At 40.6% G+C, this 14,164-nt stretch carries 13 protein-coding genes; 9 read left to right on the forward strand and 4 right to left on the reverse strand.

From position 1 onward, the window contains the following. Window positions 1-174: 174 nt before the first annotated feature. On the reverse strand, window positions 175-747 hold the full coding sequence (gene efpL / locus I6E70_RS10140) for an elongation factor P-like protein EfpL (protein WP_007580599.1): 573 nt from the start codon (window positions 745-747) through the stop codon (window positions 175-177). Window positions 748-941: 194 nt separating this feature from the next. On the opposite strand from efpL, the gene I6E70_RS10145 reads away from it, so the two are divergent. Next, window positions 942-1,328, forward strand: a complete 387-nt coding sequence (locus I6E70_RS10145) for an MmcQ/YjbR family DNA-binding protein (protein WP_007580596.1) — start codon at window positions 942-944, stop codon at window positions 1,326-1,328. 36 nt (window positions 1,329-1,364) lie between these two features. Here the strand turns inward: I6E70_RS10145 and I6E70_RS10150 are convergent, their stop codons facing one another. From I6E70_RS10150 to fadI, 3 genes are all read right to left on the reverse strand, one after another. Next, a complete protein-coding gene (locus tag I6E70_RS10150; RefSeq protein WP_197188633.1) occupies window positions 1,365-1,874 on the reverse strand; it encodes a GNAT family N-acetyltransferase in 510 nt (169 codons plus the stop codon). A gap of 73 nt (window positions 1,875-1,947) precedes the next feature. Further along, entirely contained in the window at window positions 1,948-4,155 is a 2,208-nt protein-coding gene (gene fadJ / locus I6E70_RS10155; protein ID WP_197152522.1) for a fatty acid oxidation complex subunit alpha FadJ, read from the reverse strand. Further along, a complete protein-coding gene (gene fadI / locus I6E70_RS10160) occupies window positions 4,155-5,465 on the reverse strand; it encodes an acetyl-CoA C-acyltransferase FadI (RefSeq protein WP_004335629.1) in 1,311 nt (436 codons plus the stop codon). Before fadI ends, fadJ begins: the two co-directional genes overlap by 1 nt. Before the next feature lie 305 nt (window positions 5,466-5,770). Between fadI and I6E70_RS10165 the strand changes: the two genes are divergently transcribed. The 8 genes from I6E70_RS10165 to I6E70_RS10200 all read left to right on the forward strand — a co-directional run bounded on the left by I6E70_RS10165 (window position 5,771) and on the right by I6E70_RS10200 (window position 14,054). Further along, on the forward strand, window positions 5,771-6,727 hold the full coding sequence (locus tag I6E70_RS10165) for an AAA family ATPase (RefSeq protein WP_004335627.1): 957 nt from the start codon (window positions 5,771-5,773) through the stop codon (window positions 6,725-6,727). Between the two features lie 3 nt (window positions 6,728-6,730). After that, window positions 6,731-7,675, forward strand: coding sequence for a DUF58 domain-containing protein (locus tag I6E70_RS10170; RefSeq protein ID WP_010554656.1), 945 nt, complete (start codon window positions 6,731-6,733; stop codon window positions 7,673-7,675). Between the two features lie 2 nt (window positions 7,676-7,677). Further along, window positions 7,678-8,112, forward strand: coding sequence for a DUF4381 domain-containing protein (locus I6E70_RS10175; RefSeq protein WP_004335624.1), 435 nt, complete (start codon window positions 7,678-7,680; stop codon window positions 8,110-8,112). Then, window positions 8,105-9,091: a vWA domain-containing protein gene (locus I6E70_RS10180; RefSeq protein ID WP_033028574.1), complete on the forward strand. Its 987-nt coding sequence runs from the start codon at window positions 8,105-8,107 to the stop codon at window positions 9,089-9,091. Before I6E70_RS10175 ends, I6E70_RS10180 begins: the two co-directional genes overlap by 8 nt. Then, on the forward strand, window positions 9,091-11,031 hold the full coding sequence (locus I6E70_RS10185; RefSeq protein WP_197188634.1) for a VWA domain-containing protein: 1,941 nt from the start codon (window positions 9,091-9,093) through the stop codon (window positions 11,029-11,031). The genes I6E70_RS10180 and I6E70_RS10185 overlap by 1 nt, the downstream gene beginning before the upstream one ends. Then, window positions 11,025-12,683: a BatD family protein gene (locus I6E70_RS10190; RefSeq protein ID WP_197188635.1), complete on the forward strand. Its 1,659-nt coding sequence runs from the start codon at window positions 11,025-11,027 to the stop codon at window positions 12,681-12,683. The genes I6E70_RS10185 and I6E70_RS10190 overlap by 7 nt, the downstream gene beginning before the upstream one ends. Window positions 12,684-12,744: 61 nt before the next feature. Next, complete coding sequence (locus I6E70_RS10195) at window positions 12,745-13,302, forward strand: sigma-70 family RNA polymerase sigma factor (RefSeq protein WP_032827217.1); 558 nt, start codon at window positions 12,745-12,747, stop codon at window positions 13,300-13,302. Continuing rightward, the gene (locus tag I6E70_RS10200) at window positions 13,302-14,054 is read left to right on the forward strand and encodes a DUF3379 family protein (protein ID WP_007582005.1); all 753 of its coding nucleotides are present in this window, start codon (window positions 13,302-13,304) and stop codon (window positions 14,052-14,054) included. The genes I6E70_RS10195 and I6E70_RS10200 overlap by 1 nt, the downstream gene beginning before the upstream one ends. The last annotated feature ends 110 nt before the right edge of the window (window positions 14,055-14,164 follow it).

The following is a 14,164-nucleotide window of genomic DNA, read 5'->3' on the forward strand; positions in this document are numbered from 1 at the left end:
AAATTACGCTAGAACTAGGCAAAAGTTTTTATATCTAGTTGTTCTCGGCAATTGCTCCCTGCATTGCTCTACCTCCTGCATCCATGCAGTCGTAAATAAAAAACTTTTAACGACGTTATAGTGCAATTTAATTCGTTAAATTGATCAAAGATTTATGCAGGTTGGTATTACAAGTTACTTTTCGGCACGACCCATAAATTTGTGTTCAACAGTATTAATACGGATACGGTCACCTGTTGAAATATGCTCTGGCACAGAAATATTTAAGCCAGTAGACATACGTGCAGGTTTTGAACGAGCACTCGCAGATGCACCTTTGATAGATGGGTCTGTTTCTTCAACAACAAGTTCAACACTTGACGGTAAATCAAGCCCTACTGGCGCACCATCAATAACAATTACGTGTACGCCTTGTGTTTCTTCATTAACAAATAAAATTTCTTCGCTAATAGCATCTTTGCTTAAGTTATAAGGCGTGTAATCTTCATTATCCATGAACACATACTCGTCACCATCAATGTACGATAGCATTACTTCACGGCGTGTTAAATCAGCCAGCGTTAGCATGTCACTGTCTTTGAATGTTTCGTCAACTTTACCACCGGTTACCACATCGTATAAACGCATACGGTATAAACTACCACCAGCACGACCTTGCGGCACAGAGCGCACAATATCTTTTACAACTAAAACGCGGCCATTGAAGTCAATAGCAGTACCTTTTTTAACATCACTCGCCTTTGGCATGTGTGAATTCCTATTATTTTTTTGATTGCCAGAAACATACCACGAACTGGATTTTGTTCAACTAAAATTACGTTGGTTTTACGCTACATGTTGTATTAGCTTGTAAAATTTTAATTTATACTAAAATACATATAATCAAATGTGAAAAAAACTGCTATGGTAGCTTTACCGAGTATGACTTCAAGGAATGGATCATGGACCAGAAAAAAGTACATGAGTATTTAGTTAAAAAACCACTTGTTCAGGTTACAAAACCATTTGCGCAAGAGGTTGATGTATATAAAGTGAATCATAAAATGTTTGCGACTCTTGCTATTGGCAATGACGGTCAAACTAATGATGATGGTGAGGTTATTTGGTGGCTTAACTTAAAGTGCGATCCTGATGAAGCAATATCATTGCGTGATATTTTCCCGGCAGTGATCCCTGGTTACCATATGAATAAACGCTTATGGAACACAGTAATTTTAGACGGCACAATTCCACAAGGTGAAATTGAGAGAATGATTGATAACTCATTTAATTTAGTCGTAGAAAACATGCCAGAAAAAGACCGAAAAGCTATTTCACTTCACTTGTAAACACTTTTTGGGCTAGGCTACTAGCCCATTAAAACCCTACACCTTAAGCGTATAAATTAAATCGTCATATAACTTTTCGCCTATTGTATGCACTTTAAAAAGTGTATCGGTATGGGTTAAACCGCACTTACCAAGCACCTTTTCAGAACCAATATTGCCACGCGTTACGACTGCTTTAAACTGCCTAATACCACATTCTTTCCAAGCCCAGTCAATCACAGCTCTTAGGGATTCTGTCGCGTAGCCTTTATTAAAATACTCTGGCAATAATAAATAACCAAGCTCTGCGGTTTCTCCGTCATAGGCAAAACCTGTAACACCCACAGGTTGTTTTGTTTGATTATTAATAATGAGTAAACACAGGGGATGACGTGATTTAGCATTCCACTTAGGCAAGCGCATCTCAAAGCGGTTTCTTACCAGTGACTCCATTGGCATATCAAAACAATACTTGAGGACTTGAGGATCGCGATGAAGCGCAAGAAAAAGAGGCCAATCAGATTCTTCCATTTGGTATATGCTCAATCTTTGTGTAAATAATGTCATTAAGCTCCTCATTTATTTATAAAAACTATAAAAAAACCGCATTTAAATGCGGTTTTTTTAGATAGCAGAAACTTTATTCTTTCGTTTCAATCTCTTTAATAACTTCAGGCTCAGTTACACTTTGCTCTTGTGACTCAGTGCTTTGTACTTCAGGAGCTACAACCTCAACATGTGTTGCGTTATAAAAAGTAGCACCAGAGCTTGCCATTGTTACCAGTGATTCACATGGTGCAAAGTTAGCATCGCTGTTAGCTAATGTAGACATATCAGAGCTTATTTTACTCGCGCCTAATTTATCCATATAGCTAAACGGGCCACCTAAAAATGGTGGAAAACCAATACCAAATATTGCACCGATGTCGCCATCACGTGGGCTGGCAATAATGCCATCATCTAAACAGCGTACTGCTTCGTTAAGCATTTGCGATACACAACGCTTAGCAATTTCGCTCTTGTTTAAACGTGGAGCCGGGGTAACACCCAATAGTTCGTAAACTGACTCATCAACCTTTTTGCCTTTTTTATCGTATTCATAAAAACCACGACCAGACTTACGGCCAAGGCGTTTTGAATCAATCATACGCATAAATGCATCAGGGCCTTTAAAACGCTCGCCTAATTCTTTTTCAAGAATTGGGGCAATTTTAGAGCCAATATCAATACCTACTTCATCAAGTAGAGCCAGCGGGCCTACCGGAAAACCAAACTCAACAAGCGCTGCATCAATCTTTTCAATTGGCTCGCCTGCAAGCATCAAATTAGCAGCTTCGTTTAAGTAAGGCGCTAAAATACGGTTGACGTAAAAACCGGCCATGTCTTTTACAACAATTGGCGTTTTGCCTTGCTTACGTGCAAAGTTAACAACGCGGGCAATGGTCTCTTGAGATGTACCTTCGTGTGGAATAATTTCCACTAATGGCATTTTTTCCACTGGTGAAAAGTAATGCAAGCCAATTACATTTTCAGGACGTGCTGCCTGCGCTGCAATTTGCGATATTGGTAATGATGACGTGTTACTTGCAAAAATTGTATTTGCTTGGCATTGCTGCTCTACGTCTGCAACCATACCTTGCTTAAGTGCAAGGTCTTCAAACACCGCTTCTATTACTAAATCAATGTGTTTAAAGCCACTGTAGTCAGTTGTACCTGTAATACGGTTCATCGTTAACTGCACATCAGCTTTAGACATAATACGACGCTTAAGACGCTTATCTAAAATTTTATAGGTGTAGCTCATTGCATTACTAATGCCCTGCTCTGCTACATCTTTAATACGTACCGGTACTTTAGCTTTAACAGCACTTACGTGCGCAATGCCTGCGCCCATTAGTCCACCACCTAAAACAGCAGTTTTGCTTATTGCGGGTGCGTCATCATTGCGCCACTCTTTTTTCATTTCAGTGGTTGCAAAGAAAATACCGCGAAGCGCTTTCGATTCGTCACTCATTACAAGTGTTGCAAAGCTTTCAGCTTCTGTTTTATACGCTTTTAGCTCATCAAGCTCTACACTAGCTCGCACTGCTTTAATAATAGCGAGTGGTGCTGGGTAGTGCCCGCCCGTTTTTTTAAGTACGTTTTCTTTTGCTTTTTTAAAGATAAAGTTACGACCAAACGGGTTTGACTCTAGTAATTTACTAATATTGTCGAGCTTTGGCTCTTTTGCTTGTGGCTTTTTCTTAGTCGCAAATTCTTTTGCAACTTTTAGCAGCACACTGTGCGGTACACAGTCATCAAGCACACCTGCTTTTTTAGCTTGCGTAGGGCGAATCTGTTTACCTGTTAGCATCCACTCTAGTGCTTTTTGAATACCAACAATTTTAGTTAAGCGTTGGGTGCCGCCGCCACCAGGAAGTAAACCAAGTTGCACTTCTGGTAAGCCAATTTTTGTTAAATCACTGTCGGTACCAACACGGTAATCACATGCTAAAGCAAACTCTAAACCACCACCTAATGCAGCGCCATGAATCGCACTTACTGTTGTGTATGGCAATTTTGTCATATCAAAAAACGCTTGATGACATAGCTCGCTAATAGCTAAAGCATCTTCACGCTTTTGAACGCTATCGAGCATTTTCACATCGGCGCCAGCAATAAAGTTATCGCTTTTTCCGCTTATAAATACCATGCCTTTTACATTTTGCGACTTAGCGTCTTCTAGTAATACTTTTAAATCATCGGCAAAACTGCTGCGCAGGGTATTCATTTTCTCACCCGGCACATCAATCGTTACCACGGCGATTTTATTTTCATCTACCGCTAAATTAAATACTGAATCTGTCATTACGCGCTCTCCAATACAAAGGCTGCACCTAAACCACCAGCAGCACACGCTGTTGTTAATGCTAAACCGCCACCACGACGTTTAAGCTCGTGTAAGCTTTGCGTAATTAAGCGTGCACCTGTCGCTGCAAATGGGTGACCATATGCTAAAGAGCCGCCGTTAACGTTAAACTTATCCATGTTAATTTCGCCAATTGCTTTGCTGCGACCTAAATGCTCTTGTGCAAATTTGTCTGAAGCAAACATTTTCATATTGGCAAGTGTTTGCGATGCAAACGCTTCGTGCATTTCAATTAAATCTAAATCAGCAAGCGTAATACCCGCTCTATCTAGTGCAATAGGCGTTGAATGAGCTGGGCCCATTAACATGTCTTTTTCTACACCAATTGCCGAAAATGCAAAGCTACGTACGTAACCTAGTATTTCGTAGCCCAGTGCTTTTGCTTTGCTTTCGCTCATCATAAGTACGGCCGCTGCACCATCAGTTAATGGTGTTGCATTTGCCGCGGTAACAGTACCGTGCTGACGGTCAAAAACAGGTTTAAGCTTGGCGTAGCCTTCAACCGTTGAGTTTTTACGAATGTTGTTATCTTCTGAAATAAAGCTTTTATATGGCGGTAAATGTGCCGTCATTACTTCATCTTTTAACTTTCCATCAGCCCATGCTTGCGTTGCAAGTGAGTGAGAACGATGCGCTAACGCATCTTGATCTTCACGGCTAATATTATGTGTTTTAGCCATTTGCTCAGCAGTTTGCCCCATTGAAAGGCCTGTTGAGTACTCTGCAACTGCAGGAGGCACTGGTAATAAATCTTTTAAACGCAGTTTTGAAAATATTTTTAAGCGTTGACCAAGCGTACGCGCTTTATTTAAATCAACTAAGCTGCCTGCTAGCTTTTTACTTACACCAATTGGCAGTACTGATGACGAATCTGCGCCGCCTGCAATACCTACACTTACAGATCCCGCCATAATAGACTCAGCTACATTAGCAATAGCCTGAAAGCTGGTAGCACATGCGCGCGATACAGAATATGCATCAACCGATACCGGCATACCTGTGCCCAATACAATTTCACGTGCAATATTTGGCGCTTCTGGCATTTGTACTACTTGACCAAATACAAGTTGATCAATTTCTGACTTGTTGAAATTTAATCGTTCAAGCATTTCGTTAACCACCAATTTACCCATATCAAGTGCAGGTACATGGTGAAACGCTGTTGCTTGCTTTGCAAAAGGTGTACGTAAGCCGCTAACTATGGCAATACGGTCGCCCTTTGGTGTTTTTAGTATGTTTTGCTCAGACATTTATGCTCTCCCGCTGACAGGTCTGACCTGTTTGTTTTCCTCGATTCTAAACAACCCGTGTACTAAAGCCAATAGATAAACACAAATTTATATAAATAGTGTTTAATTACGACTATCACAATAGGCTTTTTTAGACGCATTTACAAAGTTTTGTGGTACGCTAAAATCGTTAAAAAATAACGAACTATTTTAAAAAATACAGTCTAACTCTTGAGTTACCCAATTATAAACCTTATAAATAGGTCAGTATTTATCACCTAACACTATTAGGTACAAACCCAGCTGACGAGGACAGTCCACTTATTATGGCAGCTAACGCATTTTCACAATTAAAAACGTACTTAGATACACAAATCATTGGCCAGCCAGAGCTTACACAAGCGCTACTTATTGCTATTTTAGCTGATGGTCACTTATTAGTAGAAGGCCCTCCTGGGCTTGCAAAAACACGTGCAGTTAATGCACTTGCTAAAGGTATTGAAGGATCGTTTCAGCGCGTACAGTTTACGCCAGACTTATTACCGGCTGATGTAACAGGTACCGATATTTACCGCCAACAAACTAGCGAGTTTGTATTTGAAAAAGGCCCTCTTTTTCACAACCTAATTTTAGCTGACGAAATTAACCGTGCACCAGCCAAAGTGCAATCAGCACTATTAGAAGCCATGGCAGAGCGCCAAGTGACCGTTGGTAAAAACACTTATCCGCTTAGCGAACTATTTTTAGTTATGGCAACACAAAACCCGCTAGAGCAAGAAGGGACTTACCCGTTACCAGAAGCCCAGCTGGATCGCTTTTTACTGCACCTAAGTATTGGCTACCCTGGCGCAGAGCATGAGCTTGATATACTACGTTTAACACGTGGCGAAGCGCTTAACGAGCAACAACCAGTAATGCAAAAAATTAGTCAAAGCGATTTATTTGCAGCTCGTAAAGAAATATTAGGCCTTTATTTAGCAGAGCCGCTTGAGCAATATTTAGTACAACTTATTATTGCCACCCGTGAAGGCGCTAAATTAGATGCGCAACTAGGTAGCTGGATTGAGTTTGGTGCAAGTCCGCGTGCAACAATAGCACTTGATAAATGTGCTCGTGCTCATGCATGGCTTCAAGGCCGTGACTTTGTAGCACCTGATGACATTCAAGCTGTTGTGCATAACGTACTGCGTCATCGCATTATTTTAAGTTACGAAGCCCAAGCCGATGGCATTACTAAAGATCAAGTAATAAGCCGTATAGTTGAACTTGTAGCCGTACCATAAGTTATGCAAAAACAATTAGAATCCCAAGCATGGCTCAAACAGAGCCATAGCCACGGTGTTAATTTAGCACTCAAAGAGCTGATGTATTACAAAGCCAAAGCGCAATTGCTCGAACTTGCCCCTAAGGTAAAAATAAAAAACACCTTAACAGGGCAATACCTTGCACCGCACAAAGGCCGAGGAATGGAATTTGCCGAAGTCCGACATTATCAGCAAGGTGACGATATTCGCTCTATTGATTGGCGAGTTACTGCGCGTACCGGCGAGACTCACACAAAGCTCTTTCAAGAAGAAAAAGAGCGCCCTGTGTTTGTATTTACTGATTTTTCAAACTCAATGCTGTTTGGTTCAAAGTTACTATTAAAGTCGGTGCAAGCTGCGCATATAAGCGCTCTTGTTGCATGGTCGGCGTGTCAGCGCGGCGATAGAATTGGCGGTATTGTGTTTAATCAGCACTCGCATTTGGAGCTAAAGCCCAGCGCCCGTGAAAAAGCAGTCCTTAAGCTTTGTCATAATTTATGCGACAACCACCAGCAAGCGCTCAACAATATTGATAAAACAGCCCCTAACAACTTTAGCGATAACCTAAAGCGCCTTAATCATTTAGCAAAACCAGGCAGCTTAGTGTATTTGGTGTCTGATTTTAATGCTCTGGATGATGCTAGCTTTAAGCAACTCGAAATATTAAGCCGCCACTGCGAGCTGATTGGTTGCCATATAAGCGATCCATTTGAGCATCAGTTACCTGCGTTTAAGCAAGCCGTTACTGTTAATGCAAATGGTCAAGACTTTGCCCTACCATTAATGGATAACAGCTTTAGAGAACGCTTTGCTAAAAATGCTGAGCAAGCATTTAGTACGCGCTTTAATCGCTTAACTAAATCGGGTCTTAATTTAATATCATTCAATGCAGCAACACCGCTTGAGCTGCAATTAGTGAGAAAATAACCATGCAAACCAATCCACTCGATGGCCTGCACGATATAATAGCGCCAAGCCAAGTTAATTGGTGGCCACTCGCCCCTGCTTGGTGGGTTATTATTGCACTGCTGTTTTTAGCACTGTGCGCAGCTATTTATATATTTTACAAAAAACATAAATTTAAAAAGCCTAAACGCTACGCAATACAATTGAGCCAAAGTGAGCAAAATCCTCAGCAACTGCATATTATTTTAAAACGTTTAGTGATTGAATATTACGACAAGCGCCTTGCTGCGCAATCTACCTCTAAATGGTGCACAACACTTAATACACTCACCGGTTTGAGCTTTACAGAACAAGAAATACTAAGCTTGTATAACCCCAGCCAAAAAGATACAACACTGTGCGAAAAATTTCGCCAAGGTATTAAACAATTTAAAATAAAGGAGTCAGTAAATGTTTGAATTTAGCTGGCCATGGTTATTTTTATTACTACCCTTGCCTTTATTACTTTTACTATTAAAACCCGCAGCAAGTAATGCCAGTACGCGTTTACGTATACCCAGTTTTGCAAAGCACAATTTAACCAGCCAAAGCATTGAGCCACACGCACGACGTTTAAATCCTTTCGAATGGATAATTTGGTTATTACTTGTTACTGCTGCTGCCAATCCAACATGGTTAGATGAGCCAATCTCATTACCAAATGAAGGTCGCGACATAATGTTAGCGGTTGACTTGTCAGGCTCTATGACCGAGCAAGACATGGCTTACAATGGCCAATATGTTGACCGCCTTACCATGGTAAAAGCCGTACTCAGTGATTTTATAGAGCAGCGTCAAGGCGACAGGCTTGGGCTGATATTATTTGGCGACACCGCATTTTTACAAACCCCCCTCACGCGCGACGTTAAAACAGTAAGTAAAATGCTCAGTGAAGCGCAAATTGGTTTAGTGGGACGCGCAACAGCCATTGGTGATGCATTGGGTCTTTCGGTAAAACGCTTTGCCAATAAAGATGAAAGTAACCGTATTGTGGTGCTATTAACTGACGGACAAAATACAGCGGGCAATTTAAACCCAGAAGATGCACTACTGCTAGCTCGCGAAGAAGGTATTAAAGTGTACACCATTGGTGTTGGCTCAGATAATCCGCGCGGCTTTAGCCTCTTTAATATGGGTGGCTCCAGTGGTAGTAATTTAGATGAAAGCTTACTTAAAAAGATTGCCGAGCAAACTGGCGGATTATACTTTAGAGCCAAAGATGTAGCAGGCCTTCAACAAATTTACGCAGAGCTTGATAAACTTGAACCTATTAGCGCTGATGAACAAACATTTCGCCCACAAAGCTCATTATTTTACTACCCGTTACTTATCGCTATTTTACTTATTAGCTTAAAAGTAATGCTTAGTACACTGCGTGCATTAAAGGAGCCAAACTAATGGATTTTGAATTTATTCGCCCCGCTCTTTTATGGTTACTCATACCTGCTGTGGCATTATTTTTTGTCGCCTTAATTAAGCATAAAAAAACGACTAGTGAGCAGCTAATTGCACCGCATTTAGCACAATTTATAATGAGCGAAGCAAACACTAAAGCCAGCCAGCCACTTTGGTTAGTTGCTTTGTTTTGCAGCCTTGGCATTTTATTTAGTGCTGGGCCTAGCTTTGAGAAAAAACAAGTTCCTGTATTTCAAAGTAAAAGTGCCCGTGTAATTGTTATGGATATGTCGTACTCAATGTACAGCACCGATATTTTACCAAATCGTTTAATGCAATCACGCTTTAAAGCGCTTGATATGATTGAGCTGTTTAAAGAAGGTGATACCGCGCTTGTAGCCTACGCAGGCACGGCCTATATAATATCGCCACTAACAAACGACGCCACAACACTTAGTAATTTAATTCCAAGCTTAAGTCCTGAAATAATGCCAGACAAAGGCTCAAACGTTTTAGCCGGTCTTGATATGGCCAAAGAGCTATTAACACAAGCGGGTTATATTGATGGCGACATTATTTTAGTGACCGACGGTATTGACCAGCAAGAACAAAGCGACGTGAGTAGCTTTACCAGTAACACCCAATATAGATTAAATATATATGGCGTAGGTACCGCTCAAGGCGCTCCAATTAAGTTACCTGAAGGTGGTTTTTTGAAAGACAGATACGGCCAAATTGTAGTACCTACTCTCAATGCCAGTCAGCTTAAAAATTTAGCATCGAGCAGTGGTGGTAAATTTGCTAGTTACCAGCCTAGTAATAACGACATAAATACGTTTGCCCCAAATGCACAGAGTGAATTATTGAAAGACGAAAAACAAAGCCACGCACTTTGGCGAATAGATGCAGGTATATACGGACTCTTGTTATTACTGCCATTTGGCTTGTATTTATTTAGACGCGCTGCCTTGCTGGGGGCTTTTTTAGCTTTTGGTTTTTTACCGCAGCAAAATGCGTATGCCGTAGAGCTCCCTACTCTTTTGCAAAATGCAGATCAACGTGCATTAGAGGCTTACAATAATAAAGAATACGATGCAGCAACACAGGCGCAATCGAGTGAATTAAAAGGCGCGGCGCTTTACCAGCAAGGTAATTTTGATGCTGCACTTAATGAGTTTAGTAATGATAAGTCGGCTACCGGTTTATACAACTACGGTAATGCCCTCGCCAAAGCTGGCAAGCTTGAGGACGCCATTGAAGCCTACAAACAAGCCCAAACCTTACAAGACGACTTTACACAAGCAACTGACAACCAAGCTTTAGTTGAACAATTACTCAATCAACAAGAGCAACAAAACCAGCAAGATCAGCAAAGCGACGGCGACGACTCTCAAGACCAAGATGATAGCCAGAAAAAAGATGAGCAAAACCAAGGGCAAAATTCTGATGAGTCAAAACAGGATAAGCAACAAAATGGTGATAAAAGCGATTCTGAAAAAGGCGAAAACGAAAGTCAAAGCTCAAGCGATGAAAAATCTGATAAAGAATCAGATAAAGAGTCTGAACAATCAAAAGATCAACAAGGTGAGCCTGGCGAGCAATCAGACAAGCAAAATGAACCTGATATGCAAGCTCAGCCACAAAGTGAGCAAGGGCAAAATAAAGACGCTGACCAACCTCAAGACGAGCAGCAACAAAGTAAGCCACAAGCAATGAATGAGCAACCTGCTACTGATGAGCAAAAACAAAATGCTCAGCAACAAGCTATGCAAGCCCAAGCAAGTGAGCTCACTAATGAAGAAAAAGAAAAAGCACAACAGCTTAATCAACTACTTAGAAAAGTCCCGGACGATCCGGCTATTTTATTACGGAATAAAATGCAATTAGAAGCCCAAAAAAGACAATATAAACGTCGCCCTACAGGAGTCGAAAAATCATGGTAATGCGATTATTTTGCTGTTTATTGCTATTAAGTGCGATGCCTTCGTGGGCTGCCACCAAATTAGAAGCCAGCGTAGATAAAAACCCTGTTTTAGCGGGTGAATTTTTTATGCTTAATATATCCGTAGACGATACAGTTAAAGGCGAGCAACCAGACACCTCATCGCTGTTAAAAGACTTTGTGGTAGGCCCAACAAGCTTAAGTTCTCGTACCAACATTATTAATGGCAGCATTAATAAACAAACCACGTGGTCAGTTAAATTAATGACCCGTGCAGAGGGTGATTACACTATTCCTGCATTTAGCGTTGCAGGGTTAACCTCACAGCCTATTAAATTAAAAGTGGCAAAACGCTCAGTTGATGCAGATAAAAATAACGAAATATTTTTAAAAACGTCGCTCTCAAGTAATTCATTATTTGTGCAAGAAGCCGGTGTTTACACTATTAAGCTTTACCTTGCGAAAGAGCTGCTTGATGGCAGCTTAAGCACACCAAGTATGGAAGATGCTCAGCTAACCCAATTGGGTAAACAAACTGAAAGCTATGAGCTTGTTGATGGTAAACGCTACCTTGTTATTACTCGCGAGTATTTGATTCAGCCACAAAAAAGTGGTGCGTATACTATTGCAGGCCCCGCTTTTCAAGGGCGAGTACAACAAAATTATCGTCAATTAGAGGTATCAGCTCTTGGCGACGATCAGCAAATAGAAATTAAACCAATTCCGAGTGATTATAAAGGTGCATGGTTACCAAGCGAGCTGGTTAGTCTTGATGAAGAATGGCAACCTAACGACAACACCGTAGAAGTCGGTACGCCTATAACACGTACTATTACACTTACTGCGCTTGGGGTTACAAAAGAGCAATTACCTGAAATCTCTATGCCTACCATTGATGGCATACGCAGCTACCCTGATAAAAAAGAAAATAACAATGCAGTACGTGACGAACGCGTTGTATCGCAGCAAACTGCATCGTATGCATTACTGCCGCAAAAACCAGGTACTTACACTTTACCTGAAATACAGCTGCCTTGGTTTAATACTAAAATGAACCGTATTAGCGTAGCTACATTGCCAAAGCGCACTATAACGGTAACGCCAAGTAGTACCGCACCTAATACCGCCGTGGCAAACCCACAATCAAACCCAAACAATTTACCTGCTATTGAAAATATTTCGAATGAAGCGACAGGCACACAACGTATTGAAACTAAAAGTGATACTCCTCTTTGGTTAATAGTTGTTGCCACTTTAGGGTATATTTTATGGATTGGTACTGTAATTTTTTACTTAATGACCCGTTCTACTAAAAATACGACTGAGAAATTACAACCAAACAACCGTGATATTTCTCAGCCGAGCTTAAATGAGCTTAAAACGCTCGCTAAAACGAACGATGTGAAAGCTTTTTACACCGCATTAAATAGTTTTTCTGTAAAGGTGACTCACAAAAATGTTGGCGCTATTGATGAGCTTTGCTATCGCGTAAAGAGCAGCGAGCTTAATGGCCTCATTAGCCAATTGCAGGCACAACTTTATAGTAATAAAGGCGCAAACACGGATCTTAATGCTATTATTAAAATTCTTGAGAACTATCAAACTCAAGCATCAAAGTCGCAACAAGCTGTATTAAAAGACCTTTATGATTAATAACTACGATACTCAGGTCTTTTTTTGCAATAAATAATAATTTTTAATTAAAAAAGTGCTTATGCTTGGAAAGAAAAAATCAAACAATCAGGTCTTAATCGATATGGCAGAGAAACAAAAGCGTTATGAAGCCTTGGTCCACGTTTACAATAAAGAGCTTTATCGCTTTGCTTATTGGTTATGCCGTGATCCGCACATAGCAGATGATTTAGTACAAGAAACGTTTTTACGCGCGTGGCGTTCTCTCGACTCTTTACTTGATCAAAAGGCAGCTAAACCCTGGCTGCTTACTATATTACGAAGAGAAAATGCGCGCCGATTTGAACGTAAACAGTTTGATTACAGCGACGTAGAAAACGATACGCTTGTTGATGAAACCAGCCACTCATTAGATGATGAAATGGAGCAAACGGTTATCCAACGCCAGATTGCCCTGCTATCTGATGAATACCGAGAGCCATTATTACTACAAGTTGTAATGGGCTGCTCTGGCGAAGAGATCGCAGGCATACTTAATTTAAATAAAAACACGGTAATGACTCGTTTATACCGTGCCCGAAATCAACTTAAAGAGGCTTTAAGCCGTGATGATGAACAACTTAAAGGGGCATCAAAATAATGGATGAACTTGAGTTTCGTCGCCGCACTATTGCGCAGCCAAACGACATTGACAAGGAGCTCATGGAGTTTGCTAACAATAACCCAGAGCGACAAAGTTTTATTAATGATATGAAAGATTTTGATAAATTTATTCAAGACTCTTTAGATATACCTGTGCCTGAAAACCTTGCAGATCGCATTCTTTTAAACACATCGTTAAAAGAAAAAGCACTACAAGAAGAGCAAGCAACAGGAAAAAATGTAGTTGATGCCCGCTCGCGTTTTAAGCTTGACCGCGTGCATCTTGCATTAGCTGCATCTTTTGTAGTGGCTATTAGTGCCTTCTTTTTTAGTACAGAGCAAAATATTGCACACGAAGCGGGTGAGCATGCGCTTGCCCATGTGTACTACGAAATTAGTGCGCTTGATAAAAAAGAGCCCATTAGCCTACAAAGCGTTAACGACAAGCTTGCAGTATTAGGTGGTCATCTTGATGAGCTTCCTGGTGATGTAACTTACGCTATGTTTTGTGATTTTAAAGGCGAAAAAGGGCTACATTTGATATTTGAGTCTGACTTTGGTCCTATGACGGTATTTATAGTGCCTTCTGAAAATAAATCATTTGGTTTTGGCGATGATAATTTCAAAGACGAGCGCTTTGAAGGTCATATTAACCGAGGCTCACAAGCAGATACTATTTTAGTGGCAAGTGTTGGAGCACCTCTAAATACTTATAACGAACGCGTTACTGGCGCTATTCGTTGGCTTTAAAATAAACAAATTTACCGCTTAGTCCCTACTAAGCGGTTTTTTGATTATATACCTACCAATAAACCTTTTCTTTTATACTCAAAACCTCTGATTTTTAAAGTAATTAATTA

Source organism: Pseudoalteromonas sp. NGC95 (assembly GCF_015864705.1).
GTDB lineage: Bacteria > Pseudomonadota > Gammaproteobacteria > Enterobacterales > Alteromonadaceae > Pseudoalteromonas > Pseudoalteromonas arctica.

Excerpts from the sequence above, each read along its gene's own strand:
- efpL (WP_007580599.1), bottom strand. The coding sequence starts at position 747 with ATGCCAAAGGCGAGTGATGTTAAAAAAGGTACTGCTATTGACTTCAAT.
- I6E70_RS10145 (WP_007580596.1), top strand. The coding sequence starts at position 942 with ATGGACCAGAAAAAAGTACATGAGTATTTAGTTAAAAAACCACTTGTT.
- I6E70_RS10150 (WP_197188633.1), bottom strand. The coding sequence starts at position 1,874 with ATGACATTATTTACACAAAGATTGAGCATATACCAAATGGAAGAATCT.
- fadJ (WP_197152522.1), bottom strand. The coding sequence starts at position 4,155 with ATGACAGATTCAGTATTTAATTTAGCGGTAGATGAAAATAAAATCGCC.
- fadI (WP_004335629.1), bottom strand. The coding sequence starts at position 5,465 with ATGTCTGAGCAAAACATACTAAAAACACCAAAGGGCGACCGTATTGCC.
- I6E70_RS10165 (WP_004335627.1), top strand. The coding sequence starts at position 5,771 with ATGGCAGCTAACGCATTTTCACAATTAAAAACGTACTTAGATACACAA.
- I6E70_RS10170 (WP_010554656.1), top strand. The coding sequence starts at position 6,731 with ATGCAAAAACAATTAGAATCCCAAGCATGGCTCAAACAGAGCCATAGC.
- I6E70_RS10175 (WP_004335624.1), top strand. The coding sequence starts at position 7,678 with ATGCAAACCAATCCACTCGATGGCCTGCACGATATAATAGCGCCAAGC.
- I6E70_RS10180 (WP_033028574.1), top strand. The coding sequence starts at position 8,105 with ATGTTTGAATTTAGCTGGCCATGGTTATTTTTATTACTACCCTTGCCT.
- I6E70_RS10185 (WP_197188634.1), top strand. The coding sequence starts at position 9,091 with ATGGATTTTGAATTTATTCGCCCCGCTCTTTTATGGTTACTCATACCT.
- I6E70_RS10190 (WP_197188635.1), top strand. The coding sequence starts at position 11,025 with ATGGTAATGCGATTATTTTGCTGTTTATTGCTATTAAGTGCGATGCCT.
- I6E70_RS10195 (WP_032827217.1), top strand. The coding sequence starts at position 12,745 with ATGCTTGGAAAGAAAAAATCAAACAATCAGGTCTTAATCGATATGGCA.
- I6E70_RS10200 (WP_007582005.1), top strand. The coding sequence starts at position 13,302 with ATGGATGAACTTGAGTTTCGTCGCCGCACTATTGCGCAGCCAAACGAC.